Here is a 26256-nt window from a genome sequence, read left to right as displayed (position 1 = left end):
AAACCCTTCTTTTTTCAGTGCTTCCCCTTTCGGATCAGCCGTTCCTCCCTTGCGGAGTGGTGCAAAGATAGGAACTTTTATCCTTCACTTCCTAACCTTTTACGGAAATAGTTTACCATAACACGATAAAGGGCTAGAAATGTGAGCGATAATTTATCCAGATGCCACCTGATGATCATGCAGGGTCGGATATGGATTACCTTTTGGTATGGATCATATGTTAATTTGTCTGGGATCATCTTTGTGCGGACACGCCCGTCACCTTGTCCAGATATTAGATCATCTGACGAATACTGCGTTACTCGGTTACTTCGTTACTATGTTACCTGGTTACTTCTTTAATCATTTATTCCGTAACTGCGTTACTCCGTCACTTGGTTACTCGATCACTGCGTTACCCTTTTATTATGTTACTGCTTTACTCCGTCTCTACATCACTGCGTCACTCGGTCACTGCGTTACTTTATTAATATATACCAGATCCTAGAGACAAATTCTGACCAACTACATACTAACTTAACTATTAAACGGGGAATATGCCAGCTATTACTTAGGGTTTATAGGGGGTTAGTAGGGGTATACCCCTACTAACCCCCTATAAACCCCCTGTTATCCCCCTACTATACCCGTATTAAATACGAAGTTGGTCAGGATTTGGTACGAAATTGGTATGACTTCTAAGGAAGGAATCCATATATCATTTGATATAATTTTGTAGAATACCGCAATACCTTTTCTATTATAGATATAATTACTCCCCAGTAGAGTATAACATATATAAACTCGATAAATAATCAGATATCGCGTGCATTATAGATAAGTAGAGAAAAAAAAGTATAGAACATAAAATCAAGACAGCTATACTGTATTGATTATTAATAACTTAAATGGAAAATCGACTATAACATGACAAACATATTTTTTTTATAAAAAATCATAACTTTACAGACAAATAGTTAAATCATTCAATGCGGATAAATGACAGGTACCGATTATATATATTATACTGATTTATTAGGTACGATGCTCTTTGCTATTTCAGGAGCTATGGCCGCAAATCGTAGAAAAATTGATATTTTCGGAGCAACCTTTACCGGTTTCGTTACCGCTATAGGAGGAGGGTCTTTAAGAGATGTTTTTCTAAACCTTCGACCTATTTGGGTTGATGATGGCAATTACTTAATTGCTATATTAATAGGCGTTTTTCTTTCTGCTATACTCAATGATCAACTGGATAAATTTTCTCGAACTTTGACTCTTTTCGATGCTATGGGTATTGCCTTTTTTACGATCGTTGGTGTACAAAAGTCATTAACTTACGAAAGCTCTACGATTGCAGCGGTGATATTGGGTATGTTTTCAGCCGTGATGGGAGGAGTAATACGTGATACACTGATGAATGAAAATCCGTTAATTTTTAGAAAAGAAATATACGCAACGGCTTGTTTATCGGGAGCTATCCTTTTTGTCACGCTGCCTTTTTTCGGCGTAAATGAAAGCATAAATGCATTTTTGAGTGCACTTTTAGTATTTGTAGTGCGCATCCTAGCAGTAAAATATAAATTCTCTCTACCTATAGTGGGTGGATAAAGAGCATTAGCGAATAAAAGAAAAAGCGTTAATATTAATTAGCGCTTTTTCTTTTGGAGAGGGAATTTCATTTTATATCCTACGCGAATCATACCTTTAGAAATGGTATCCAATTTACCTTTCAACATTGTTTTCTTTAGCGTTGACAATTTATCAGTAAATAATTTACCTTCGATGTGATCATATTCATGTTGTACAACACGTGCAGCTAAGCCCGTCAAGTCAATCTCATGTTCCTCAAAATTCTCATCCAAATAATTAATCTTAATATTCGGATGCCTCATTACATCTTCATTAATATCTGGAATGCTTAAACAACCTTCGCTAAAAGCCCATTTTTCGCCCGTTTCTTCAACCATGATCGGATTGATAAATACCTTTTTAAAAGATCGTAATATCTCTTTTTCTTCTTCAACATCTTCTGCAAATGGAGTTGCATCGATTACAAAAAGACGAATAGGTAAACCTACCTGTGGGGCAGCAAGCCCCACACCATTTGCTGCATACATGGTTTCAAACATATCAGCAATCAACTGCTTCAAGTTTGGATAATCTTCATCTATTTCATCTGCTACCTTACGTAATACTGAATCTCCGTAAGCCACAATTGGAAGTTTCATACTTTTATTTTTTTTGAAGAACAAAGGTAAGCATTAAAATTCAATCGAAAACCACACTTTGTTTGCAATAAATCATATTTTTGTTATCCGAAATGATAGATCCATACCATCAAATATTAACAAGCTTTTGTGATGTACTACAAAAGAACTTCGATTCTGAGATTTTAATATCTCAAAAATCGCCTTTATTTACCAAAATAACAGGTGGGGACCTTCCTTTTGCCATTCATCTGTATGGATCTAATATGACAAAAAGAATCTGCGAACACAATGAAAAAATAGTTCATATTGATGAAGATATGTTGCGCAGTAAATATGATATCATTGTAAAAAGAATCCTGGCTTTAGCACTCCATCATAAAAAGGCTTACGCTCGAAAAACTGTTGTTGCTCGTGTCGATAAGAAAAATACGATCGCATTTTTAGAAGAAAATCACCTACAAGGGGCAATGCCCGGAAAATATCGCTATGGCTTGTTTTTAGATGGTGAACTTATTTCCTTAGCTGTATTTAGTGGCGGGAGGAAGATGCCTGAATTACATATTGAAAATTACCGTTCATTTGAATTAATACGTTTCTGCAATAAACTTGGTTATAATGTAGTAGGAGGGATCAGCAAATTAATCAAGGCTTTTGTGACTGATTTCAATCCTCAAGATATTATGACATACACGGATAAAGACTGGAGTCAAGAGTCGACATTGGAAAAAATTGGCTTCGTCAAAAAATCTGAACTTGATCCGCTCAAATTTTGGGTAAATGGTACCTCTAGAACTTTAATTCGTGATGACGAACAATACCAAAATTTACAAAAGGAATTTCCAAATGGCTATTTGAAGGAAAATTTAGGTAGCCTTAAGATGATTCTATTTATAAAATAAAATCATTTTTTGTATCTTGTCAATTAATCTAAACAGAAAAAATTAAAATATATCACATGAAGAGAAAACTACGAATGGGTATGGTCGGAGGTGGCAATGATGCTTTCATTGGCGCCGTACACCGTATTGCAGCAAATATGGATGGTAAAATCGAACTTGTATGTGGTTCATTCAGTATCAACCCTGAAATCAACAAACAGTCTGCAGAAGATTTATTCATTCCAGAAAACCGTTGTTATGCAAATTATGAGGAGATGATTTTAAAAGAAAGTCAACTTCCGGAAGGAGAACGCATGGATTTCCTAACAATCGTTACTCCTAATTTCATGCACTATCCGCCAGCTAAGATGGCTTTAGAAAATGGATTCAATGTCGTTATTGAGAAACCAATGACACTGACATTAGAGGAAGCGAAATCTTTGGAAGATATTGTAAAAAGCACAAACAAAACACTTTGCTTAACACATACTTACTCGGGTTACCCAATGGTAAAACAAGCTAAAGCTATGGTAAAAGCAGGTCATTTCGGTAAAATTCGAAAAATCGTTGTCGAATATCCTCAAGGATGGTTGAGTAAACTGACCGAACGTGAAGGGAATGCTGGTGCTGCATGGCGCGCTGATCCTGCAAAATCAGGAAAATCGTTAGCAATGGGTGATATCGGTGTACATGCTGCTCACCTTGCAGAATATATTTCAGGATTAAAAATCACCGAATTATGTGCTGACTTAACTACTTTTGTAGAAGGTAGACATTTGGATGATGATGGTTCTGTTTTATTACGTTTTGAAGATGGAGCCAAAGGCATGCTTTGGGCATCACAGATTGCTGCCGGAGAAGAGAATGCATTAAGAATCCGGATCTATGGTGAGCATGGCGGTTTGGAATGGGCAAATGAAGATCCTAATAACTTAATCATAAAAATGTTAGGTGAGCCACGTCAAGTATTCCGTACAGGAAATAGCTACAACAGTCCAAATCAATTGAGTTCATTTACAGGTCACAATACCCGTATCCCTGCAGGCCATCCAGAAGGATTGCTAGAATCGTTTGGTAATATTTACCGTAATTTTGCTCAAACCGTTTCTGCAAAATTAGAAGGCAATACTCCAACTGCAGAAATGCAAGATTTCCCTCAGGTGCACGAAGGTGTACGCGGTATGGCTTTTATAGAAAATGTTGTCAATAACAATAATGGTTCTGAAAAATGGACTAAATTTGTTGTGTGATAGATAAACAACAAACATTACTTTCTCCTTTGGCTCTTTCCACATTGCCCAAGGAGAAAGTAATTGTGATTTTAGGCCCTACAGCTTCTGGAAAGACAGCCTTAGCGGTCAAAATAGCGAAAGAATTAAATGCTGAAATCATTAGCGCTGACTCCCGTCAGGTATACCGCCGTATGGATATCGGAACTGGTAAAGATCTTTCCGAGTATGACCATATTCCACATCATCTTATTAATATCTGCGAGCCTGGAGAAAAATATCATTTAGGTCAATTTATTGAAGATTTTCAACGCGTTTATGAATCTTTGATGTTTCAGGAAAAGCGTATTATTTTATGCGGAGGAACAGGACTTTATATTCAAAGTGTCCTTCAAGGTAACAAGTATGCTCAGATACCAAGTGAGCCAGGATTTAAAGAAGCGCTATATCAATTTGATCAGCAAGAGCTGCTTGCTCGATTATCAAAATACCAAAAGCCACCAGATCTTTATTTAGACCTCTCAACAAAAAAAAGAATCATCCGTGGAATAGAAATTCTAGAATGGCTAAAACATCATTCATTAGCGCCCATGAATAATAAAAATCTAGATTCATTGGTTATTGGATTAAATCCGGATGTCATACTAAGAAGGGAGAAAATATCCAACCGGCTAAAACAGCGTATACAGGAAGGGCTTATAGCAGAAGTAGAAGGATTATTAGTTTCAGGTATTAGTCATGCAGAACTCCAATATTATGGTCTAGAATATAAGTATGTTTCTAAATATCTTTTGGGCGAGTTAAACTATGCTGATTTTTATAAGAAATTGGAGACAGAAATACATCGATATGCCAAACGGCAGATGACTTATTTCCGCAAAATGGAAAAAGATGGCATTACGATCAATTGGATAGATTAGGATTGTTATGAATAGAAAAAGGGTTGACCTTGCGGATCAACCCTTTTTAATTTCTTTCGATTATAACTTGATTTCCTCGTCTTTAGCATTAAAGAAGTGGAATTCCGTTAAATAATATGAAGTGACAGGAACAACTTTGATCCATTTTTGAAACTTCAAAAACCATTTTATTCTTTTTGAAATAAAGCCCGATTTAATAAAAGCGGCAATATAAGGATGTACACATAGTGATATTCCTTTTTCATTTTGTTCTTGTAGAATAAAACTTAAATTATTTTCAATATCGTCCATTAAGACAATACTTGATCGGATTTCACCAGTACCATCACAAGCGGGACATTTCTCGTTTGTAACAATATTCATTTCTGGTCTAACACGTTGACGCGTAATCTGTACTAGTCCAAATTTACTTGGAGGTAGTATGGTGTGTCTGGCGCGATCCGTTGCCATACAATCTTTCAAAAAGCTGTATAACTCTTTACGATGAGTAGGTTTATGCATATCGATAAAATCGATAACAACGATACCCCCCATATCTCTTAAGCGCAATTGACGCGCAATTTCTTTTGCAGCTTCCATATTAACCAGGAGCGCATTATCCTCTTGGTTCTCTTTATTAGCAGAACGATTACCACTGTTGACATCAACGACGTGAAGTGCTTCAGTATGCTCGATTACGAGATAAGCACCACCTTGTAGTGTAACAGTTTTTCCAAAAGCAGCTTTAATTTGTTTCTCTACTCCAAAATGGTCAAAAATTGGTTCTTTATGTTTATAAAGTTTTACAATTTTTTCTAAATCAGGAGAGATGTCTTGGACATAAGATTTTGTCTCTTCATATATCACAGGATCATTTACATGAATATGTGTAAATTCATCTGTCAATAGATCGCGTAAGATGGTAGAGGCTCTATCCATTTCACCCAATACTTTTTGAGGAGGTTCAGCTGTCCGAAGTCGCTTGGTAAATATTTCCCACTTAGAGATTAAATCCAATAAATCCTTCTGTAATTCATCTACACCTTTTCCTTCCGATACCGTACGGATAATAACTCCAAAGTTTGGAGGTTTTATTCCTTCGACAATCTTCTTGAGACGTGTACGCTCATTACTTCCTTTGATTCGCTTGGATATGGAAACCGCGCTTGAAAAAGGTACCAGTACGACAAATCTACCTGCAATAGATAGATCGGAGCTCAATCGAGGTCCTTTTGTTGATATTGGTTCTTTTGCGATTTGAACTGGTAAAAGCATGTTTTTGCTTAAGATATCAGATATCTTACCAGCCTTATCGATGTCCTTTTCAAGTTTTAGACTATTTAGCAGTTTCTCTTGATAACTGCCATTCTTTACTATCCGAGTAAGTTTTAGCAAAGATTGAACCTGAGGACCTAAGTCCAAATAGTGGAGAAAAGCATCTTTTTCGTAACCTACGTCTACAAATGCTGCATTTAATCCCGGCATAATTTTTTTGATTCGCCCAAGATAAATATCTCCAACTGAAAAATTATTGTTAACCGTTTCCCTATTTAGTTCAACAAGCTGCTTATCTTGTAGCAAAGCAATAGTAACTCCTTTCTCAGGAGTAGAATCAATAATTAATTCCTTTACCAACAGCTACATATTTACGATACAGATTAGCATACCCTGCTAATTCTATTGTATCTGATTAAACCTTAAAGAACGTTTTTTATAAAAAAAAACAATCTACACGCAATAAATTACGTGTAGATTATCAAACTTCCATACTAAAATTGCGTTATTTTCATGCTGCAATAAACTATAGAAGTCTTATACAAGAAAGACTATTTTTTCTTGTGTCTATTTTTTCTTAAACGTTTTTTACGTTTGTGAGTAGCCATTTTGTGTCTTTTTCTTTTTTTTCCGCTTGGCATAGCTAATTTTTTTTAAATGATTATAAACTAAATTAATTACTTACTCAACTCAGCGATCTTACGATCGATAAATTGTGAAAGGGAAGGGTCAGCAGCTAATTGTTTACTTTGTTTAAAAGCAGCAACCGCCTCACTTTTCATCCCAATATTTTCATAGCCTGTGGCTAAATAAAAGTAAGATTCCGCATCTGGTTTCAATTCAATAACTGTTTTGAAACGATCAATCGCTTTATCAAACTGGCGAGATTGTAATGAAAACAATCCCAAAGTTTTGTTTGCTTCTACATTTTTTGGATCTGCCTGAACCACTTCACGAAGTAAAGCAATTCCAGCCATTGGGTTATTTGTACCCGAGACCATTGCAGCTCCCAATCCTGTTTTCGCTTCTAAACTAGCAGCGTTTAATTTCAAAGCAGCTTCGTATGAACGAATTGCATTTTGAGTCAAAGCTTGAGCTAAAGTAGAGTCTTGTAAATTTGTGTAAGCAGTACGATATGAATTTCCTGCTTTCAACCAGTATTCATATTTCGGAGAAATTTTAGCCATCTCTTCGTAAATGAACCCTTGAGGAGCTGGTTTTGCCAAATCGTCCCACTTTACCGCCAACTTTTGAAGTAAAGAAACCTTCTCTTCTCCAGATGACTTTGTAATTTGGGTCTCAATATCGGAAATATCTTTGATTAAATTTGCATCTAATCCTTGTTTTGTCATTAACGATATGTTCTCCAAATTAATTTCAGAAGAAGGTTGCTGTGTTTCAGCAGATTCCTCCTTCTCGTTTACCAAACCTTTGATAGGTTGTGCAAATAGTACCGCAACTAATGCTGCAACCACGCCTACTACTATAATCTGTTTGGTTTTCGCCATTTTAATCTGTTTTTAAGATTATTTATTGCCGTTTTTTACTTTCTCAACAAATACTTTTGCTGGTTTGAAGCTAGGAACGAAATGTTCAGGGATGATGATCGCTGTATTTTTAGAAATGTTTCTAGCAGTTTTTTCAGCTCTTTTTTTAACAACAAAGCTACCAAAACCTCTTACGTATACATTTTCTCCACCCACCATTGCGTTTTTAACCACTTTGAAGAATGCCTCTACGGTTTCTTGAACATCTACCTTCTCTAAGCCAGTTTTGTTAGAGATTTCTGCAATAATTTCTGCTTTAGTCATATCAATTTTACTGTAATTATTTATTTCTCAACCTTTAACCAAATATACTTTGGGGTTGCAAAAGTATCTCTTTAAAATGACGTTTGGAAATAATTTAACCATTTTTTTTATTTTAAAATTATTCTAAAGGAGATCATTTACAACAGCTTAGCCATTTTACATCACTAAACTCATTTTTCAAAGAATCACAAAAATACACTTTATTACTGAATATCAAACCTTTAATTTTATTTTTATCATTCCACGTGAAACAAATGATAAGCCCATGACTTTATTTTTAAGTACAAATTATCTGGGCTAATTTTTTTAAATCGTCCTCCAGATGTAGGCTACTCAATACGATTCGATTCAAAGGAGGGTCAGTTTCCAAAGGATATGGAAAACTTGAGATGAGATATCCATTGTGCACTAATTTTTGATATAACTCGGGATCTTTGGAACTAAAAACGGCAAATTTGGAGATATGGCTCAAACGATCACCAATTAAATTTGCGAAAATTTCGATATTCTGCTGAAGCTTTTCAAATTCGGACATGTAAATATCTTGCGAATGTGTAAAAGCATACATCGAAGCGGGAGAAGCGGGGGAGGCGCCAGTAAAAAAGGGTGATTTCCGAAATCTTGCAATCCATTTATTGGACGACAAGATCATTCCTGCATCGGTACCCAAACCTTTTGCCAATGAAGCAATAACAACAACTTCAATTGCAGAATCATCAAATATGGATAGATCAATAGAAGTGCTGTTGGCACGAACCACTCCAATTCCATGCGAATCATCGACTAACAAAATCACCTTTTTATCTGGATTTATGGCTAATAATGGACTGAAATCATAATGTTCTGGAGTCAAATTATCCATGGCGTTACTGACGATAACAAATTCATCATCCTCATTCGTATCATTGATCTTTTGTACCATTTCGCGAAGCCACGAGTCCATATTTCCATCCACGTTCGGATTTGTATCCAACCAGAGCGCAGGATGACTATGAGGAGCATATAGAAGTTTTCTTCCATTAGAAAGGGATTTTACAACCATCTGCGCAGCCAAATAACCACTGGATACTAGAAGTGCGCCATCAAAACCAAATCGACTTGCAGCACGATGCTCCGCCAAATCAAAAATATCAAGTTGTATGTTATTATTGCGGGAGGTTCCATTATTTAGTCCGTACTTGGATAAACCTTCTTTATATAAATCAATGTATGCTTCATTGACCAACAGTCCTAAGTATGCTGTTCCTCCAAAAAAAAGATAATCCTTTTCATGATCGTGAATCAGCCGACCTGTCGGTTGGTGCAAATGCGTAAAATCTTTCATTATTTAATCTTTCACTTTAAATATAAATCGCTAGGATTGAAAGTAGCGATACTTGCTAGTTTATCCATTATCATGGATAAACGGAAAACTACATATTGAGTTTGTAGTTGAGTGGAATGTTAAAACGTAGAGAAGCTGTAAATCCCTTGATTGGACGGTAATCTTGTTTATCAGCAGTCGAAAATCCATATCCAAAATCCAGATCTAAAATAGTCGCCAACGAGATTCCCACCTTTGGAGTTAAGGTATACGGGGTGATTTCTGTCCGCACAAAGGGTGCAACTACCCAAGACTGTGGATAGAAGGAAACAGCAAGTTCAGGAATTACAGCAAACTTGCTCTGGGTCCAGGTGAAATTAGCTGTTACATCCGTTTTCAAAATATTTTCGCCTAAAAAAGCGAATGCAAAATAGCCCCCAGTTTTTATAGCACTCCCTTTTTGGTATTGGTAACTCACCGTAGGACCATATAAGGTTTCCTGCGCTTTCGCCTGTAGACAAATACTGAATAAAGCAACACCAATCACTTTAATAACAAATTTCTTCATAGTCACGCTTAATAAAGATGAAAGTTTAAGGGAATATTGACACCTAAAGATAAATTGACACCTTTAATCTGCTTAAAATCTTTTTTTGTATGGTAATCAAAGCCATAGCCTACACCAAAATCAATAAGAGAGAATAGGCTAATTCCAACCTTGGGCGTTACCGTATAGGGTGTCAATTCAGCTTTTACAAAAGGGAGTAAAATAAAGTCATTGACATAATAAGTAAATCCCAATTCAGGGATAACTGTTATCTTGCCACCCATCCAAGTAAAATTTGCTCCTGCATCAATTTTCATATATTGCGTTTCATTAGGTGCAAATAATCCCCAAGCAGAGGCTTTCAAGAAACTTCCACTTTGGTATTGATAACCTACAGAAGGTCCAAATATCCAATTATTATGCGCTGGTAGTGGGTTATTTTGTGCAAATACTCCAAAACATGATAATAATCCAATAAAAATGATGGTCAATCTTTTTATATTCATGTAGCTAAAATACGAAGTATAAACATTAATCAATATCATCAGAACAATTAATGTCTAAAAACGTTTTGCTTGAGCCACAAAAAACAACAGCTCATTTTACATTTTTGTACCCCACATAGCGATCTGCTCCCACAAAATTCATAAAACAAAAGAATCCATTCCAAAACCAATCAAGACACAATTCTTTTGACAGTATTATACCAATCAATAGGTAAGCGTTTCCTTTGAAACCGTACATGCTGAGTTAAAATGGATTAAAAAACTTAATATTGGACGACTTTTTTCAAATAATAATTTCTTTTTTGTTCATCTATCTCAATGGTATATTGATCGCGAAGCTCAAGTATCCATCCATCCCCCTTAATTAGATTCTTTTCAATCGAAATCGGAATAGAAAGTGAAATTTTTCCCCAGTCAGCACTGATCAATCCTCCTTTTTCAACAGTAAGAATACCCCAATTATCTGTGATTCGAGTTGTAGGATAGTACGTACCATATTGTCCAATAGGAATAATGGTCCTGGGGTCAAAAGAGTAATTCATGCTTTCAAACTTTATTTCAAAATGAGGCGATTCGACAAATTTTTCTTTGTACGCCTTTACTACTCTTTTGTTTCCGATGTCTCTAGTTGTCTCTTCTTCAAAGATGATCTTCCCATTATAAGCTGTTGCTAATTTTTTGAAAATCTGTTGTGTTGGATTTGGGATTTTAAGTTCGAATTTTTTGATAAAAAAGGCTGTTAAATCTGTATTAGCGTTAATCTGCTTATTCCATTCATTATCCTTTTTATAAAGTATGTAGCCATAAGAAGGAATAGTTTGATAGGCAAATGAGCGCACAAAAGTTCGGTTTTTCAGTAAACGCTCCATACCATTAATTAAATAGGATTTTGTTTGTTCATCCTGTCTACTGGTCACAATTATTCCTGTATACTCCGCAATTCCCTCATTCATCTCCAGCAGATTTTCATTTACTGCACCTTCTGCAAATTGTTTGTAACGATATTTCCTAAAAAACAACGCATTCGTCAAGTGTTTTTTTATTTCATCTTGACCTGATGAACGAAGTGCTTTTTTCAAAGCCTCCATTTCAAGTCGAAGACTTATCCTTCCTTCCATTTCGTCAAGATGTTTATTATCTGCATTGTGCAGTGCAAATCCCAGATCAGGCTGTATGCGATGAAATGACTCATGCGCAAGCAGGTTGACGCGGTCATCTTTATTTTCTGGAAGAGGTAGCATGATCATCGCCCAACGTTTACCGTTCCAGTCCAAAGCCGTGTTGGAAATATTGATCTCATCAGGTAATATTCCCATATAAATGTCGCCAGCAGGCTTTAGAATTCCCATGTTATCCGATTCATTTGCATATATTTTTCGGGTACTGGGATCAATCAATAGGGTAGGACCATACAGATCTTGATTCCATAATTGTTTCGCTCCATCTGATGCTGCCTTGAGTTCATTAAAAAATAAGCGGATAGACTCTTCTTTGACTTGGTTTTGAGCATAAGTGGAACATACCAAAATAAATAGTAATGTAAAACAGATTAGCTTCTTCATACTTAATTAAGAAAGTTGTAGGTTTGATTTAAAATGATAAATTTAATAAAAATTTATAAAAGTGTCTTGGACGAGTACTATAATGATCAGATTCAACCAAACCTATAGTCTTCTAGCAAGATGCAAAAACCTTTATATTGGTTTTCAGGTTTGATTCCTTCAATTATGTCCTATAAAAAAAGCTTCTCCAAATGGAAAAGCTTTTCTATATCAAGTGACCTCGGAGGGGCTCGAACCCTCGACCCATTGATTAAGAGTCAATTGCTCTACCAGCTGAGCTACAAAGTCATGTCTATACTCAAATGTAACTTAGATTTTTTTTATATCAAACAAAAAAAGAAAAAAACAATCAAATAGGGTCAGTAGGTTTTACCTCTGCCTATTAGCATCCCTATCTGATCAAATTCCGTTCATATCTCTCAATAAACAGCTCATCCCGATAATCCAACAACTGATCCATTCTTATTTGCTCTTCTTGTCAAACCTTCAGATTTTCATATCAAATTAGAAAAATCATGAAGTACATCCTATCCATCATCCTCTTTTGTTCTATACAAGTTTCCGCTCAAATAAAAATCAATGGAAAAGTCACAGACAGCAATAAAAAAGCGGTGCAATACGCCAATATTTTCATTGTAGGAACATATGATGGCGGCACAACAGACACGCTGGGTAATTTTTCATTTATGACGTACGAAGTTGGAAATCAACTTTTAAAAATTACTGCAATAGGACGTGAATCTAAATCGATACCCCACGATCTCTCGCACAACAAGCCGCTGCAGATACAACTCCAAGAGCAAGCAAAGCAATTGGATGAAGTGGTTATCCAGGCAGGTCTATTGCAGGCAGGAGATAAGGTCAAAAATACCGTGATGACCCCGTTGGACATTGTCACCACGGCAGGGAGTATGGGTAATATTTTTGGAGCACTAGCAACACTTCCCGGTGCGCAGGTAGCAGGAGAAAATGGAAGATTGATGGTTCATGGAGGAAGTGCAGCAGAGACACAGACCTACATCAATGGTATTCGAGTACCGCAGCCTTATACGTCTTCTCCCAATGATGTTCCTGTAAGAGGCCGATTCTCACCGTTTCTTTTTAAAGGGGTCAATTTTTCTACCGGAGGCTACTCTGCTGAATATGGTAATGCCCTTTCCAGTGTACTGATTCTCAATACTGCGAATCAAATTGAACCCAACAAAACCGAGATTTCCATCTCTACTGTTGGGGCAGGTCTGAGTAATACACAAGACTGGAAAACAAAATCCCTTACTTTCAATACTTCTTACACCAACCTCAAGCCTTACAGTAAAATAATCACACCCAACATCGATTGGACGAAGCCCTATGAAAATGCTTCTGGAGAACTCATCTACCGACAAAAATTAAAAACCGGATTTATCAGCACCTATGCAGCATTCAATTTTGAAGATATGGGCCTATATCAGAAAAATAGCAACTATACTCATCCTATAGCGATCAAAAAAAAGGCATACAATAGTTATTTCAATACCGATTACCAACAAAATCTCGGTGGCCGATGGGATATGCAATCAGGTATCGGTATGGGTTATTTAAATGAAAAACTACAAGCAAACAGCATGGGTATGCCACATCAAGAGATCGCTATCCATGTGAAAGAAAAGTTCACTAAATCATGGAACAACCGGATAAAAAGCATTTTTGGAATCGACTATTTTTACACTGATTTTACACAGGATTTTACAAGCCCGAGTACCCGAAAAGAAGTCTCATCAGCATCTTCAATAGCCGCTCTTTACACTGAAACCACCTATGCCATGAATAACTACCTTATTGCAAAATTAGGCATTCGGGCGACTTCAAGCACTGCTGAACCATTTCTCTTGGAACCGAGGTTTTCTTTAGGCTATCTCATCAATCCTTACAACCAGCTTTCTTTTACTTATGGTGATTTTCATCAACAGGGATCACAAGAGATTCTAATCTATGATCAGCAAATAAAATGGCAACAAGCACATCATTACATCCTCAATTATTATTACGAAAAAAAAGGGAGGACACTCCGTCTTGAGGCTTACAGAAAAACATACGATCATCTGATCAAGTACGATACCCCGCGCATCAATAGCAGCAGTATATTCACAAATACTGGAACAGGTTATGCGCAGGGTATGGATCTGTTTTTTAGAGATAATAGGTCGATCAAAAACTTACAATATTGGATATCCTATGCTTACACAGATTCCAAACGTAATGAAACTGATGCCCCATTTTCCGTTACCCCTTCTTATGTATTCAAACACACCCTATCGGTAGTAGCAAAATATTGGATCAATGCCTTGCACTCTCAAGTCAGTTTAACAAACAATTATCTTTCCGGAAGGAGTTACCATGATCCTAATCTGCCCTCTTACACACAGCGCAAGACAGATGCCTACAACACACTTTCTGCCAACTGGTCCTATCTCATATCGCAGCAAAAGATCATTCACATATCTGTCAATAATCTATTGGGCAGTAGTCCCATCTACGGATATCAATATGCCGATCATCCTAATCAACAAGGCATTTACAATCGTATTGCGATTACGCCTAGTGCTAAAAGATTTGTTTTTGTCGGATTTTTCTGGACCCTATCATCAAATAAAAAGGAAAATCAATTGGACAACTTATAATCGACAGTTCGTCCATTAAAAACAACAATTGAGCACTTTAAAATCTTCGGGATTTAGATAAATAATGAAATTTGGTATTATAAAACAATATGAATATGAAAACTTTAATAATTGCATTTTTTGTCCTATTCTCCGTTACTACCTATGCGCAATCCCCGTATGAGAAAGGAATGATCCAGGGTTTAGCCCTTTGGAAATCTGGAAAAACAACTGAAGCAGCAGCACAATTTGAACGGATTGCACAAGCAGAGCCTGAAAATTGGATTGCACTTTATTATCAAGCACTCATCGGGACAACTGCAGCCTTTGCTACTTCAGATCAGGAGGAAAAATTAAAGCTAATTGAAAACACGAAAATTATCCTTAACAACAGCAGCCAAGACCGTAATTCGGAATGGTTAACTTTAAAAGCAATGAACCTGGTTGCAGAACTAACGACAGATCCCATGACTAAATCTCAGACCTTAGCACCTACCATCTATGCTTTGTATGAAAAGGCAATCCAATTGGATCCCAACAATCCCCGTGCGGTATTAGGACTTGCGGAGTTTCAAATCGGAAGCAAAAAATATTTTAAACAAGATACCAGCAAAGAGTGCGAAGCTGTGAAGAAAGCATTAAATTTGTTTGAGACCCATAAACCAACTCTTCCTTTTGCTCCAACATGGGGTAAAGAAAGAGCGGAGCACATTGTTCAAAACTGCGGTCAGTAAATAGTAAAAGATGAAACCTTTTAAAACGCTATGTATAAATGCCCTGATCATTACGCTCATCATTAGTGCTGTCATTACCGCTGTTAACTTTGCATCTGATCCTAATTTCGATTTAAGATCTTTCGTCTTGTCTAAGGGTATGTTATCTGGATTTTTAACTGGCTTTTTCCTCTATATTGGAAATGCCTTTTTATACCGCCAGATCTGTCAAGTATTTCCAGAGAGTGCGCAGTATGCCAAAAGAATATTATTATTTATACCAACAACTGCAGTATTGACCACGATTGTCGTTTTTATCATCAGGTTTTCTATCATGAAAATTACGATCGATCAGTCTTTAGTCGATTTTATAGCCAAACAACATATTGGGACTTATTTCAATATGATATTGATCAGTATTATTGTCTCGCTTTTAATATTCAGTTTCTATTTTTATAAAGCTTTTAAAGAAAGTCAGCTCAAGAAACAGACCGCACTCACGAAGTCAGCCAATGCTCAATTTGAATCTTTAAAAAATCAATTAGACCCTCACTTCTTATTTAACAGTCTGAATGTACTCACAAGTTTAATCGAAGAAGATCCCCAGAAAGCGGTCAATTTTACGACGTCACTATCTAGAATCTATCGCTATGTACTAGAACAAAAAGATAAAAGTCTTGTTGAAGCTAGCCAAGAAATCAGTTTCGCGCGCATATTTTTAAATCTCTTAGCGATCCGTTTTGAAGGATCGTTAGCGATTCATATTAATGATGGAGATATTCAAGAGGATGAACAAGTCGTACCGTTGGCGTTACAGCTTTTAATTGAAAATGCAATCAAGCACAACAGCCTTAGTCTTCATAACCTATTGCATATCAATATATATAAAGAAGACAATAAGCTCATTATCCAAAACAATTTGCAGGAAAAAGAAAGTATAAGTGGCATGGGAATAGGGCTGAAGAATATCATAGATCGATACGCCTTATTGACCAGACATCCGGTGACAATTACGAAGACAGCTGATCATTTTATTGTTGCGCTACCATTAATAAAAAAAGGAAATCAAGTATTATGAACATCATCATTATTGAAGACGAATTACCCTCTGCACGTTTACTGAAGCGCAAGATTGAAAAAATGGGTTATCCCATTCAAAACATGTTACATACCGTAAAAGAAGCGAAAGAATGGTTTGTAACGCATGTTCATCCAGATCTCATTTTGATGGATATTCAGCTATCCGACGGCCTATCTTTTGAAATATTTGAAGGACAAACTGTTGACTCAGCATTGATTTTCACAACCGCATATGATGAGTTTGTACTCAAAGCTTTTAAGTTAAATAGTATTGATTATTTATTAAAACCTATAATCGATGAGGAGTTGGTATTTGCCTTCAATAAATTCTTACAACAATTTCAGTCCCGCCCGACCTTCGATTTCGCTCAAATAAAATCACTGTTGAGCAATGAGGTCAAGCGCTATAAAGAGCGATTTAGTATTAAAATAGGTTCGTCTATTAAAATCATCGAAACGAGCTCTATAAGTTGTTTTTATAGTGCGAACAAAGGGACTTATTGTCGTTGCTCGGATCAGCACGATTATTTGCTAGACCTAAGCTTAGATCAAGTAGAACAACTCTTAGATCCAAACCTCTTCTTCCGTATCAATCGAAGTCAGTTGATCAACATCAAACATATTAAAGAAATCGCCATTCACAGCAATTCAAGACTGCGTGTTTATTTACATCATGATCAAAAAACAGAGATGATTGTGAGCCGAGAAAAAGTGAATGATTTTAAAAAATGGTTAGATCGATAATAAATCTATAGGCTTGACATCCTATTTAATTACCTTTATTTTAGTTTTTTGCTGTACAGCTTAAAGTTGCCGGCTTTTTGATATTCTAAGATTCCATGTTTACAATATTCCGTTAAGTAAACCGAAAATTTGTTACTGTCATTTTTATCTGATTTCAGTTTGGCTAGTACTTCTGAGACACGTCTCTGGGTGTCAAAAAAGTCGGAATTATAAACCAGATCATCCAGTTTTTGTGTTATTTCAATGCGTCGTTTAGATTCTGGCTCAATATCATACAATGGCTTTAAATCAATTTCTTTTTCAAAAATTGATTTGGGATGAATTTTTAATGCACCACAGATCGATAAAAAATTGTAAATCGTAGTACCCTTTCCTTTTTCCACCGCAGCAATGGTATTGGTGGTAAGACCCGTCATCTGTGCGACATCTCTTTGCGAGTAACGCAACTCGTCTCTACGCATACGGAACCGGATCCCAATATCTAGGATAATATTTTCATTATTACTTGACACGTAACAAATAGAATAATTATTTGCGCAAATAAAACACAAATAAAAAGTTAAATTTATTTGCATTAAAAATAATTAGTATTATATTTGTATCAGTAAAAGCATTGAAAGAAATGTAATAGGCTTAGGATTATGATATTAAAAAGTACATAACATGATTACCCTAAGGCTCACGTTACCAATTATAATCCATAAACGATCATCATGAAAGTCTAGGATCCATTAAAATTAAGAATATAGAATGGTGATTTTGCTTGTGTAAAAACATCATCCGTTATTTTTTCGGATGAATTGACATCCTTCATTTACAAGTTCTTTGACATCCTGGTATTGATAAAGATCGAGGCTTCTTGTGGAGCCGTAAGGTGGGGGACTCACCACTCACTAAATACTTTAAATTGAACCGGTCAAAAATTGAGTAGTATACCTATATACACGAGAACTTATAGGTATACCCTACATTTTATAGAGGCTGATCATGAATTTTGATCCTATTTTGTGTTTTTCAAATCACGTTGGTAAACATACAATTTGGGTCTACTCATTTTGGTCTTGTTTATGACCCCAAATTTTGAAGCGATACACAATTATGTTTATGTTTAATCAGTGATTAAACATAAATAATGACGACGATGATTTTCATTTATAAGGATCTAAAATCTGATTGCTTACCATTACATTTTTGATGATGCACATTCATTATACTTGACACCTATACATGATGCATTCATCTACCATGAAAAACAATAAGTCGCATGCGTGCAAAACTCCTGCAGCATCGGCATCGAGGCGACTTGTATAGCCGTAAGATGAGCGTATAAGCGCCTCATTAAATACCCTAATTATACTTTTAATAAAAGCCTTCCATCTTTGTTAAATGTATCCGTTCATTGGTATATACAACAAAGGACTTTTATACTTATCGAATAATGCGATGTAGCTTTTTTTAAAACAAACTGGATATATACAATTTTATAGATGAAAGATAGAATTGATTATTTAACCATATTGCAAACTTAACCTTCTGGTTAATAAGCACGGTAGCAAGGTAGGGCTAGAGCACATGCCCTTACCTGTTACCGCTTCATCTGCTAGCTCTTGAAAAGAAAAATATCCAATTGCTCAGTATGGAATTATAAGTATAGAAAGTTAGCGATTGTGTGCACATGAGATATCTGGATCTTATTTTAGAACATACGTGTTGAGGCTGCTTGTACAGCCGCAGGGTGAGGGCAATAACCACTCACTAATGATCTGACAAGAATTCAATTATTCCATTAAATTTGAATAAAGCTCAATTTCGCAATTTACTACTTCATAGCGATCTTGAAATGTCATTACAACATTGAATTTTGAGTTAAATAGCCTTTATATTGGCACTTCAAAATTAAAAGGACTTTAAACTAGGTCTTTAAAAAAAATCAGTCGACGATTCTCATATCAATACCAATTTGCTTATTCATAAATCACTCAACTTATACCGCTTCAACCCATAGAAATTCACCCGTACAGGAGCTTCACTAAGTTGTTTGTAAAATCTTAAACCAATTAGAGATCGAAATATGAACAAACTTTACATTAAAAAAAACACCAGTAATCAGCTTATTGATCTAAACAAGGGCATAGAGAAAGGACTAAACTTTTTCTACGATTCCTTCTATGCTTATTTCTATGGTCGCGCCAATCGTGCGATACCTGATACTTGCATTGCAGAGAGTATCACACAGGAAGCTTTTTTACGCCTGTGGTTATTTCGAGAAAATGTATCTAGTGAAGCAGATATTTTTCAGTTCCTAAAAACCCAGATTCGCACTGCAGTCCAAGCATACTACAGCAAATCTAGAAATCGTTTTTACCGCAGCCTTTTGCAGTTGGATGCAATCAAAAATTATCAAGAATTTATGGGCGGCTATGAGCTGGAGGACGAATGTGTCGAAGACTTGATCTATCTGGAAAATTTAGAGGAGGAGAATAAAGATAAACTACAAAAAATCAACACCTTGCTACCCTCTTTACACATCGAACAACAACTCTTTATTAGACTTTGTCTACAATACAGTTTCAATTATGAACGAATAGCTTATTATCTGGGTGGCATCTCGGACTATGAAGTCAATATACAGGTTGAAAAAACAATCAATACGCTTCGCTCGATCTTAAACAGTAACCAAAAAATAAGTCAGGTACGCAAAAGCTCAAAGATAGTCATACAAGGAAAACTTACGGATGAACAATCCGAAATATTTCACATGCGCTACGAACTGCAGCTGTCTTTTGAACAAATATCGCAACAGTTACAGTTGAATCCTACTACCGTTAAAAAACTATTTGTAGAAGCGCACAGTAAAATCAAACCTAGTAAACAAATTGCTTAAAATAAAACATAATGGCCGTTGACACGACGATACTAACCCGCAAAATTCAAATTTTTATTGATTGCGATGATAAAGAAAAACGTAATGAATATTTCAACAAATTATTCGAATGGCAAAATATTGTCTATCGGGGCGCGAATCTAGTTCTTACGCATCAATATGTACAAGAAAATTTAAAGGATCTGATCTACCTCAAAACAGATGTTAAAGTGAAATTAACCGACAGCAGCAACGATGAAAAGGGGATATTAAATACTTCACGTATGAATACCACTTACCGGCTTCTCTCCAGCTATTTTAAAGGACAGATTCCAACCGATATTTTATCGAAAGTCAATACTTCTTTGATCAAAAATTTTCAATCTGACCGTTTAGCATATTGGAAAGGGCAGCGCTCCCTGCGCAATTACAAGAAAGATATGCCTATTCCCTTTTCTTCTCGATCGCTTAAACTAAGTCATGATGAACAAAGCCGAGATTTTAAACTTAACCTCTTTAAAATCCCCTTCCGTACTTATTTAGGAAAGGATAGAACAGATAAACGGGTGCTTCTGCAACGTGCATTGATCGGACAGATCAAGGTCTGTGCAAGTTCTATTAAGATGGTTAAAGGAAAGATATTTCTTCTCCTTGCACTAGAAATACCCAAAAAAGATCATATCCTTAATACACATATCATAGCCGAAGCATCATTATCGGTTGAGCACCCTATTTCTGTAGCGATTGATAGAGACAACTATCAGATCGGAACAAAAGAGGAGTTTCTATACCGACGGATGGCGATACAGGCGGCTAGACATCGACTACAGAAGGCATCCACTTATAATAAGGGTGGAAATGGAAGAAAAAGAAAACTTAAGAGTCTCGATCATTATCAGGAGAAGGAAAAAAACTATGTGGATAGTAGACTGCACCTATACAGCCGCAAACTGATCGACATATGCATCAAATCGCAAGCAGGAACATTGCTCTTAGTCAATCAATCCAACAAAGAAGAATTAGCCAAAGAGGATGAGTTTTTACTACGCAATTGGAGCTACTATGGTCTCATTGAAAAGATAAAATACAAAGCAAAAATGGCAGGAATTAATGTGATCATTGAATAACATAAATCCATGACTATCAATAATAAAAATTTAAAAATTTAGATTTATGCTGTAATATATCTTTTATTGGATTTTACAACCGGACTAGGTCAAAAATCAAAACTGGCACATACTGCGTGTATACAAGGGCAATACCTTTGTTTCAAAATTAAAGCTATGGATATTCACCATGTACTCCGACGTATTGTCCAACAAGATCAGCTTCACGCTAAGTGGTTGAACACACTATCATTTATGGAAAATGCTGGTGCTAGAAAAATATCACAATGTGAACACCCCACAAAAGTAGGTATCATTCAGCTCAAACATGCCGCTGAAGAACATAGACATGCCTACTACCTTAAAAAACAGATTGGGAAATTAAGCACCGACCTCTGTACAACTTACGACGACAAGTATTTAATAGCTCCACGATATACCAAACAATATCTGCATCAATTGGACATTAAATCTTGCCGGTACCTCAAAGAAACTTTTAATCTTAGCGGTACAGCGCTTAAATATGCGGCTTACCTCTTTGTGACTTACGCTATTGAAGTTCGTGCTGATCAACTCTATCCCATCTATCAACATACACTTGACCTAGAGCAAAGCAAAGTAATGGTTAAATCCATTATTGTAGAAGAAGAGGGGCATCTGGAAGAAATGACTGCTCAGCTTCAACTGTTTTCACCTCATTGGAAACGCTATGCTGAGGATATACAAGCGATAGAGCAGGTGTTGTATAATGAATGGATTTCGGCAATTGGCACGTACATAAATTAAAAAAGGAAGATGTATCGTTTATTGGAGACCCGATTGATGAAAAGATCGGAATCAGGATTTCTAAGAGAGCTAAAAATTACCGGTAAGGCGACTGACTTTTTTAGCAATGATTATCTGGGCATGGCTCAAGACCAAGACTTTCATGCAGAAGTTTTACAAGCGATACAAGAAGATCCAACTTTAATCGGGGGGAGTACAGGATCTAGACTCATCAGCGGCCATAGCCAAGTCGCATTTGAAACAGAAGCTTTCCTTGCTCGAACCCATCAAACAGAGTCTGCACTACTATTCCCTTCGGGCTATATCGCTAACCTCAGCTTATTTTCGTGCCTTCCACAAAAGGGAGAAACCGTTATTGTGGATGAGTATATCCATCGTTCTGTACATGATGGGTGCATGATGTCCACCGCAACAAAGTGGAAATTCAAACACAATAATCTTCAAGATCTCGAAGATAAGCTCAAACGTACACAAGGAATCTGCTACGTCGCTATTGAAAGCCTGTATTCTATGGAAGGCGATTTCGCTCCGCTAAAAGAAATAACAAACTTAACTGAAAAATATGGTGCTTCTTTAATCGTCGATGAAGCACACGCTTTTGGAGTATTTGGGTACGGATTGGTACATCGATTGGGTTTACAAAATAACGTTTTTGCGACTCTGATTACCTATGGTAAAGCAATGGGGTCTCATGGAGCTGCAGTCCTATGCAAACATATTGTCAAATCTTACTTGATCAATTTTGGGTCACCTTTTATTTACAGTACAGCACCAACAGATCTGACATGGATGCAGCTAAAAATGGGGTATCAGTATATCCTTAATCATCCATCTTTAGCTGATCAGCTCCAACAAAATATTCAGTTTTTTCGATCACAGGGTCTCCCTATTCTATCTGCAAAAGAAAGTCCTATTCAAGCACTTGCTGTAAAAAATATTGAGCAACTCTTGCAATTAAGAGACGTCCTATTGCACAAAGGCCTACAGACCTACGCGGTTTTTTCTCCAACAGTAAGATTGGGACAAGAGCGTCTGCGGATATGCCTTCATACGTTTAATACGAAAGAAGATATCCGATTGCTGGCATCTCTTATACAAGAAAACCTATCATTGTGAAGTGAGCAAAACAGCAGGTTACTATTATTTTTAGTAAAAGAAAAATGACATTTTAAATAGCTATGAAAGAACAACTATTTATCACCGGAATCGGGACAGAAATCGGGAAAACAATATGTGCTGCTGTATTGACACAATATTTGAAAGCGGACTATTGGAAACCTGTTCAATCTGGAGAGCTGCATGCAACAGACAGTATGCGCATCTATGATCTGCTACAAGGCGATGTGGTCATACACAGCGAAAGGTATAAACTAAAGCTTGCAGCATCGCCACATAAATCGGCAGCACTAGAAGCGGTCAGCATTGCTCTAGCGGACTTTGAAGTCCCGACAACAGACAATCATCTGGTCATAGAAGGTGCGGGAGGCTTGTTTGTCCCGATTAATGACAACCATTTTATGATTGATTTAATACAATCATTTGCAGTTCCTGTTGCCCTAGTAGTCAAAGACTATCTCGGTTGCATCAATCATACCTTGCTATCGATCAATGCCATAAAACAACGAAACCTGCATTTGAAATATGTCCTATTTAATGGTGGCATCGACCCCGATTCAAAAAGGGTGATTGTCCAGCACATACCAGCCGATACTCGGGTGATCCATATACCGCATTTAAGCGCAGTAACGGCACAGGCCATCAGGAATCTTGCCCATGATTTAACTCTTTAACACACACGAACACAACATGAAAACAAAGATCAGAAACAACTGGACCAAAGAAGAAATACAGCAAATCTATGATCAGCCCCTCATGGAGCTTGTATACCAAGCCGCTACGGTCCACCGTGAATTTCACAATCCTGCAGAAGTACAAGTGTGCACCTTACTGTCTGTCAAGACCGGAGGCTGCCCTGAAGACTGCTCGTATTGTGGTCAAGCTGCGCGCTACCATACTGACATCCATGTACAGGCGCTCTTACCGACAGAAACCGTAATCGATCATGCTAAAAAGGCAAAAAAGAATGGTTCCACTCGATTTTGCATGGCCGCTGCCTGGAGAGAAGTGCGTGACAACCGCGATTTTGACAGAATTATTGATATGGTAAAGGGAGTCAATGCACTGGGGCTAGAAGTGTGCTGTACGCTAGGCATGTTGACCCAACAGCAAGCATTACGTTTACAAGAAGCTGGTTTATATGCTTATAATCACAATTTGGATACCTCAGAACACTATTATGACGAGATTATTTCGACCCGTACATTTGACAATCGGATCAATACCATCAACCATGTCCGCAAAGCAGGCATCACCGTTTGTTCTGGAGGTATCATTGGATTAGGAGAGTCTCACAAAGACCGTATCTCCATGCTATTAACCTTAGCAACAATGCCCAAGCATCCCGAATCCGTCCCTGTCAATGCACTAGCTCGCGTAAAGGGTACTCCTTTAGAAAATAATCCAAAGGTCGACATCTGGGATATGGTCAGGATGATTGCGACGGCTCGTATCGTCATGCCTATGGCTATGGTAAGACTCAGTGCAGGGCGCGTTGAGATGAACGAAACGGAACAGGCATGGTGTTTTATGGCTGGAGCAAATTCTATTTTTACGGGTGAACAAGAAACACTATTGGTCACTCCTAACCCAGGTGTGTCTCAGGATATGAAGATGTTCCAAACACTGGGACTTAAACCACTAGTAAAAGGAGTCAAGGAGGAGTCATGCACGACGATTTAAGAGCACGAGATCAAAAAGTCAATTGGCATCCCTATACACAAATGAAAGGGGCATCAGCGATCGTACCTATCGTCCGTGCTGAAGGAACTTACCTCTACGACAACGACGGCAAGCGCTATATCGATGCTGTCTCATCTTGGTGGGTGACGCTACATGGTCACGCCCATCCCTATATAGCAGATCGTGTCTACCGGCAACTCCATACACTTGAACAGGTGATATTTGCAGGGTTCACGCATGAACCCGCCATACAGCTAGCCGAAAATTTATTAAAACTACTTCCGAGCAATCAAGAAAAAGTATTCTACACGGATAACGGATCAACAGCGGTAGAGGTTGCACTAAAAATGTGCATACAATACCACGCTAACAAGGGGCATAAGAAATCAAAAATCCTAGCCTTTCAAAATGCTTATCATGGTGATACATTTGGTGCCATGTCGGTGAGTGCACGTGGGGTATGGACAGAGCCATTTGGACATCTACTGTTTGATGTTATTTTTATCGATGTACCGACTAGCGACAATATGACATCTTTATTCGAAGAAATCGACAAACATGTCGATGACATCGCATGTTTCATTTACGAACCTTTGATACAGGGCGCTGCAGGTATGCTCATGCACAAGCCCGATGATCTGAGCAATTTAATGAGCTATTGCCGTCAGAAAGGTGTTCTAATGATTCAAGATGAGATCTTTGTCGGTTTTGGTCGCACTGGAAAATGGTTTGCCGCAGATCACCTAACCGAATATCCAGATGTGATGTGTTTTTCAAAAGGACTGACGGGAGGGACTATGCCCCTAGGGCTGACCACTTGCTCATCGATTATTTATGATGCTTTTTATGCAGATGATAAAAAAAAGGCTCTGTTTCATGGTCATTCCTTTACAGCAAGCCCTTTAGCTTGTGCTGCAGCCTTGGCAAGTATGGAACTCTTATTAAAAAAGGAGACATGGGAGCGAATAACAGCTATTGAACAGAAGCATCAGACCTTTCTTGCTCATACGGTCCTTGAATCAAAGGTGAAAAACGTTAGGCAAACGGGAACTATCTTGGCAATCGAGCTACGGCAGGATGAAAAAACGTCTTATTTTAGTGCTTTAAGTGAGATCTTATACCCTTATTTTTTAAGCAGAGGTATCTTAATAAGGCCGTTGGGTAATATTATTTATCTGGTTCCTCCTTATTGCATAAGCGATGAGGATCTTGATTATATCTACACCGTGATCATAGATGCACTGCAGCTCTAATAGCGTATTTGATCCTCTGTATGCAATTTCATTGACAATAAGTTCACTTTTATCGTACCAGATCGACACAT

At 37.1% G+C, this 26256-nt stretch carries 24 protein-coding genes and 1 tRNA gene; 15 read left to right on the top strand and 10 right to left on the bottom strand.

The window, feature by feature from the left end; translation table 11 throughout:
- The first annotated feature begins 978 nt into the window (after positions 1 to 978).
- Positions 979 to 1590 (top strand): trimeric intracellular cation channel family protein, encoded by a 612-nt coding sequence (locus C8N37_RS14105; protein ID WP_045755165.1) that lies wholly within the window; start codon positions 979 to 981, stop codon positions 1588 to 1590.
- A 38-nt stretch (positions 1591 to 1628) separates the two neighbouring features.
- Here C8N37_RS14105 and def read toward each other — a convergent pair whose 3' ends face one another.
- Complete coding sequence (gene def / locus C8N37_RS14100; RefSeq protein ID WP_108159465.1) at positions 1629 to 2210, bottom strand: peptide deformylase; 582 nt, start codon at positions 2208 to 2210, stop codon at positions 1629 to 1631.
- A gap of 245 nt (positions 2211 to 2455) precedes the next feature.
- Between def and C8N37_RS14095 the strand changes: the two genes are divergently transcribed.
- Genes C8N37_RS14095 through miaA form a run of 3 tightly spaced genes read left to right on the top strand, consistent with a single transcriptional unit; the run spans position 2456 to position 5219 of the window.
- A complete protein-coding gene (locus C8N37_RS14095) occupies positions 2456 to 3091 on the top strand; it encodes a hypothetical protein (protein ID WP_146171074.1) in 636 nt (211 codons plus the stop codon).
- 56 nt (positions 3092 to 3147) lie between these two features.
- Positions 3148 to 4320: a Gfo/Idh/MocA family protein gene (locus C8N37_RS14090; RefSeq protein WP_108159463.1), complete on the top strand. Its 1173-nt coding sequence runs from the start codon at positions 3148 to 3150 to the stop codon at positions 4318 to 4320.
- Entirely contained in the window at positions 4317 to 5219 is a 903-nt protein-coding gene (gene miaA / locus C8N37_RS14085; protein ID WP_244914429.1) for a tRNA (adenosine(37)-N6)-dimethylallyltransferase MiaA, read from the top strand. Before C8N37_RS14090 ends, miaA begins: the two co-directional genes overlap by 4 nt.
- Positions 5220 to 5279: 60 nt before the next feature.
- On the opposite strand, the gene C8N37_RS14080 is transcribed toward miaA, so the two are convergent.
- The 8 genes from C8N37_RS14080 to C8N37_RS14045 form a co-directional block, all read right to left on the bottom strand.
- A complete protein-coding gene (locus C8N37_RS14080) occupies positions 5280 to 6833 on the bottom strand; it encodes an Rne/Rng family ribonuclease (protein ID WP_094771799.1) in 1554 nt (517 codons plus the stop codon).
- A 317-nt stretch (positions 6834 to 7150) separates the two neighbouring features.
- Positions 7151 to 7981, bottom strand: coding sequence for a tetratricopeptide repeat protein (locus C8N37_RS14075; protein ID WP_108159462.1), 831 nt, complete (start codon positions 7979 to 7981; stop codon positions 7151 to 7153).
- 18 nt (positions 7982 to 7999) lie between these two features.
- Positions 8000 to 8284, bottom strand: a complete 285-nt coding sequence (locus C8N37_RS14070; RefSeq protein ID WP_021189241.1) for an HU family DNA-binding protein — start codon at positions 8282 to 8284, stop codon at positions 8000 to 8002.
- 277 nt (positions 8285 to 8561) lie between these two features.
- Positions 8562 to 9608 (bottom strand): aminotransferase class I/II-fold pyridoxal phosphate-dependent enzyme, encoded by a 1047-nt coding sequence (locus C8N37_RS14065; protein ID WP_108159461.1) that lies wholly within the window; start codon positions 9606 to 9608, stop codon positions 8562 to 8564.
- 88 nt (positions 9609 to 9696) lie between these two features.
- On the bottom strand, positions 9697 to 10155 hold the full coding sequence (locus C8N37_RS14060) for a hypothetical protein (RefSeq protein WP_108159460.1): 459 nt from the start codon (positions 10153 to 10155) through the stop codon (positions 9697 to 9699).
- Positions 10156 to 10163: 8 nt separating this feature from the next.
- Positions 10164 to 10640, bottom strand: coding sequence for a hypothetical protein (locus C8N37_RS14055; protein WP_108159459.1), 477 nt, complete (start codon positions 10638 to 10640; stop codon positions 10164 to 10166).
- A gap of 263 nt (positions 10641 to 10903) precedes the next feature.
- Positions 10904 to 12202, bottom strand: coding sequence for a hypothetical protein (locus tag C8N37_RS14050; protein WP_108159458.1), 1299 nt, complete (start codon positions 12200 to 12202; stop codon positions 10904 to 10906).
- Positions 12203 to 12417: 215 nt separating this feature from the next.
- A tRNA-Lys gene (locus C8N37_RS14045) sits at positions 12418 to 12490 on the bottom strand.
- A 227-nt stretch (positions 12491 to 12717) separates the two neighbouring features.
- Here C8N37_RS14045 and C8N37_RS14040 point away from each other — a divergent pair.
- From C8N37_RS14040 to C8N37_RS14025, 4 genes are all read left to right on the top strand, one after another.
- Positions 12718 to 14862 (top strand): TonB-dependent receptor, encoded by a 2145-nt coding sequence (locus C8N37_RS14040; protein ID WP_108159457.1) that lies wholly within the window; start codon positions 12718 to 12720, stop codon positions 14860 to 14862.
- Positions 14863 to 14957: 95 nt separating this feature from the next.
- Positions 14958 to 15575 carry a tetratricopeptide repeat protein gene (locus C8N37_RS14035; RefSeq protein ID WP_108159495.1) on the top strand — a complete coding sequence of 206 codons (618 nt, stop codon included), beginning with the start codon at positions 14958 to 14960 and terminating at the stop codon, positions 15573 to 15575.
- Positions 15576 to 15585: 10 nt separating this feature from the next.
- A complete protein-coding gene (locus tag C8N37_RS14030) occupies positions 15586 to 16632 on the top strand; it encodes a sensor histidine kinase (RefSeq protein WP_108159456.1) in 1047 nt (348 codons plus the stop codon).
- On the top strand, positions 16629 to 17378 hold the full coding sequence (locus tag C8N37_RS14025; RefSeq protein ID WP_108159455.1) for a LytR/AlgR family response regulator transcription factor: 750 nt from the start codon (positions 16629 to 16631) through the stop codon (positions 17376 to 17378). Before C8N37_RS14030 ends, C8N37_RS14025 begins: the two co-directional genes overlap by 4 nt.
- Before the next feature lie 35 nt (positions 17379 to 17413).
- On the opposite strand, the gene C8N37_RS14020 is transcribed toward C8N37_RS14025, so the two are convergent.
- Entirely contained in the window at positions 17414 to 17890 is a 477-nt protein-coding gene (locus C8N37_RS14020; protein WP_170114528.1) for a helix-turn-helix domain-containing protein, read from the bottom strand.
- Between the two features lie 1559 nt (positions 17891 to 19449).
- Between C8N37_RS14020 and C8N37_RS14015 the strand changes: the two genes are divergently transcribed.
- The 7 genes from C8N37_RS14015 (at position 19450) to bioA (ending at position 26185) form a co-directional block, all read left to right on the top strand.
- Positions 19450 to 20262: an RNA polymerase sigma factor gene (locus tag C8N37_RS14015; protein ID WP_108159453.1), complete on the top strand. Its 813-nt coding sequence runs from the start codon at positions 19450 to 19452 to the stop codon at positions 20260 to 20262.
- Positions 20263 to 20273: 11 nt separating this feature from the next.
- A complete protein-coding gene (locus tag C8N37_RS14010) occupies positions 20274 to 21368 on the top strand; it encodes a hypothetical protein (RefSeq protein WP_108159452.1) in 1095 nt (364 codons plus the stop codon).
- A 156-nt stretch (positions 21369 to 21524) separates the two neighbouring features.
- On the top strand, positions 21525 to 22133 hold the full coding sequence (locus C8N37_RS14005; protein WP_211322257.1) for a hypothetical protein: 609 nt from the start codon (positions 21525 to 21527) through the stop codon (positions 22131 to 22133).
- 9 nt (positions 22134 to 22142) lie between these two features.
- Positions 22143 to 23249 (top strand): aminotransferase class I/II-fold pyridoxal phosphate-dependent enzyme, encoded by a 1107-nt coding sequence (locus C8N37_RS14000; protein ID WP_108159451.1) that lies wholly within the window; start codon positions 22143 to 22145, stop codon positions 23247 to 23249.
- Between the two features lie 62 nt (positions 23250 to 23311).
- A complete protein-coding gene (bioD, locus tag C8N37_RS13995; RefSeq protein ID WP_108159450.1) occupies positions 23312 to 23923 on the top strand; it encodes a dethiobiotin synthase in 612 nt (203 codons plus the stop codon).
- A gap of 16 nt (positions 23924 to 23939) precedes the next feature.
- A complete protein-coding gene (bioB, locus tag C8N37_RS13990; protein ID WP_108159449.1) occupies positions 23940 to 24932 on the top strand; it encodes a biotin synthase BioB in 993 nt (330 codons plus the stop codon).
- Complete coding sequence (bioA, locus tag C8N37_RS13985; protein WP_108159448.1) at positions 24917 to 26185, top strand: adenosylmethionine--8-amino-7-oxononanoate transaminase; 1269 nt, start codon at positions 24917 to 24919, stop codon at positions 26183 to 26185. Before bioB ends, bioA begins: the two co-directional genes overlap by 16 nt.
- The last annotated feature ends 71 nt before the right edge of the window (positions 26186 to 26256 follow it).

Origin of the sequence: Sphingobacterium faecium (genome assembly GCF_003054045.1) — a bacterium.
Lineage (GTDB): Bacteria > Bacteroidota > Bacteroidia > Sphingobacteriales > Sphingobacteriaceae > Sphingobacterium > Sphingobacterium faecium.
This window is presented reverse-complemented; position numbering and strand designations above follow the sequence as displayed.

What these genes read in the sequence shown, in the direction of transcription:
- C8N37_RS14105 (WP_045755165.1), top strand. Translation starts at nt 979, where the DNA reads ATGACAGGTACCGATTATATATATTATACTGATTTATTAGGTACGATG.
- def (WP_108159465.1), bottom strand. Translation starts at nt 2,210, where the DNA reads ATGAAACTTCCAATTGTGGCTTACGGAGATTCAGTATTACGTAAGGTA.
- C8N37_RS14095 (WP_146171074.1), top strand. Translation starts at nt 2,456, where the DNA reads ATGACAAAAAGAATCTGCGAACACAATGAAAAAATAGTTCATATTGAT.
- C8N37_RS14090 (WP_108159463.1), top strand. Translation starts at nt 3,148, where the DNA reads ATGAAGAGAAAACTACGAATGGGTATGGTCGGAGGTGGCAATGATGCT.
- C8N37_RS14075 (WP_108159462.1), bottom strand. Translation starts at nt 7,981, where the DNA reads ATGGCGAAAACCAAACAGATTATAGTAGTAGGCGTGGTTGCAGCATTA.
- C8N37_RS14070 (WP_021189241.1), bottom strand. Translation starts at nt 8,284, where the DNA reads ATGACTAAAGCAGAAATTATTGCAGAAATCTCTAACAAAACTGGCTTA.
- C8N37_RS14065 (WP_108159461.1), bottom strand. Translation starts at nt 9,608, where the DNA reads ATGAAAGATTTTACGCATTTGCACCAACCGACAGGTCGGCTGATTCAC.
- C8N37_RS14060 (WP_108159460.1), bottom strand. Translation starts at nt 10,155, where the DNA reads ATGAAGAAATTTGTTATTAAAGTGATTGGTGTTGCTTTATTCAGTATT.
- C8N37_RS14055 (WP_108159459.1), bottom strand. Translation starts at nt 10,640, where the DNA reads ATGAATATAAAAAGATTGACCATCATTTTTATTGGATTATTATCATGT.
- C8N37_RS14050 (WP_108159458.1), bottom strand. Translation starts at nt 12,202, where the DNA reads ATGAAGAAGCTAATCTGTTTTACATTACTATTTATTTTGGTATGTTCC.
- C8N37_RS14040 (WP_108159457.1), top strand. Translation starts at nt 12,718, where the DNA reads ATGAAGTACATCCTATCCATCATCCTCTTTTGTTCTATACAAGTTTCC.
- C8N37_RS14035 (WP_108159495.1), top strand. Translation starts at nt 14,958, where the DNA reads ATGAAAACTTTAATAATTGCATTTTTTGTCCTATTCTCCGTTACTACC.
- C8N37_RS14030 (WP_108159456.1), top strand. Translation starts at nt 15,586, where the DNA reads ATGAAACCTTTTAAAACGCTATGTATAAATGCCCTGATCATTACGCTC.
- C8N37_RS14025 (WP_108159455.1), top strand. Translation starts at nt 16,629, where the DNA reads ATGAACATCATCATTATTGAAGACGAATTACCCTCTGCACGTTTACTG.
- C8N37_RS14015 (WP_108159453.1), top strand. Translation starts at nt 19,450, where the DNA reads ATGAACAAACTTTACATTAAAAAAAACACCAGTAATCAGCTTATTGAT.
- C8N37_RS14010 (WP_108159452.1), top strand. Translation starts at nt 20,274, where the DNA reads ATGGCCGTTGACACGACGATACTAACCCGCAAAATTCAAATTTTTATT.
- C8N37_RS14005 (WP_211322257.1), top strand. Translation starts at nt 21,525, where the DNA reads ATGGATATTCACCATGTACTCCGACGTATTGTCCAACAAGATCAGCTT.
- C8N37_RS14000 (WP_108159451.1), top strand. Translation starts at nt 22,143, where the DNA reads ATGTATCGTTTATTGGAGACCCGATTGATGAAAAGATCGGAATCAGGA.
- bioD (WP_108159450.1), top strand. Translation starts at nt 23,312, where the DNA reads ATGAAAGAACAACTATTTATCACCGGAATCGGGACAGAAATCGGGAAA.
- bioB (WP_108159449.1), top strand. Translation starts at nt 23,940, where the DNA reads ATGAAAACAAAGATCAGAAACAACTGGACCAAAGAAGAAATACAGCAA.
- bioA (WP_108159448.1), top strand. Translation starts at nt 24,917, where the DNA reads ATGCACGACGATTTAAGAGCACGAGATCAAAAAGTCAATTGGCATCCC.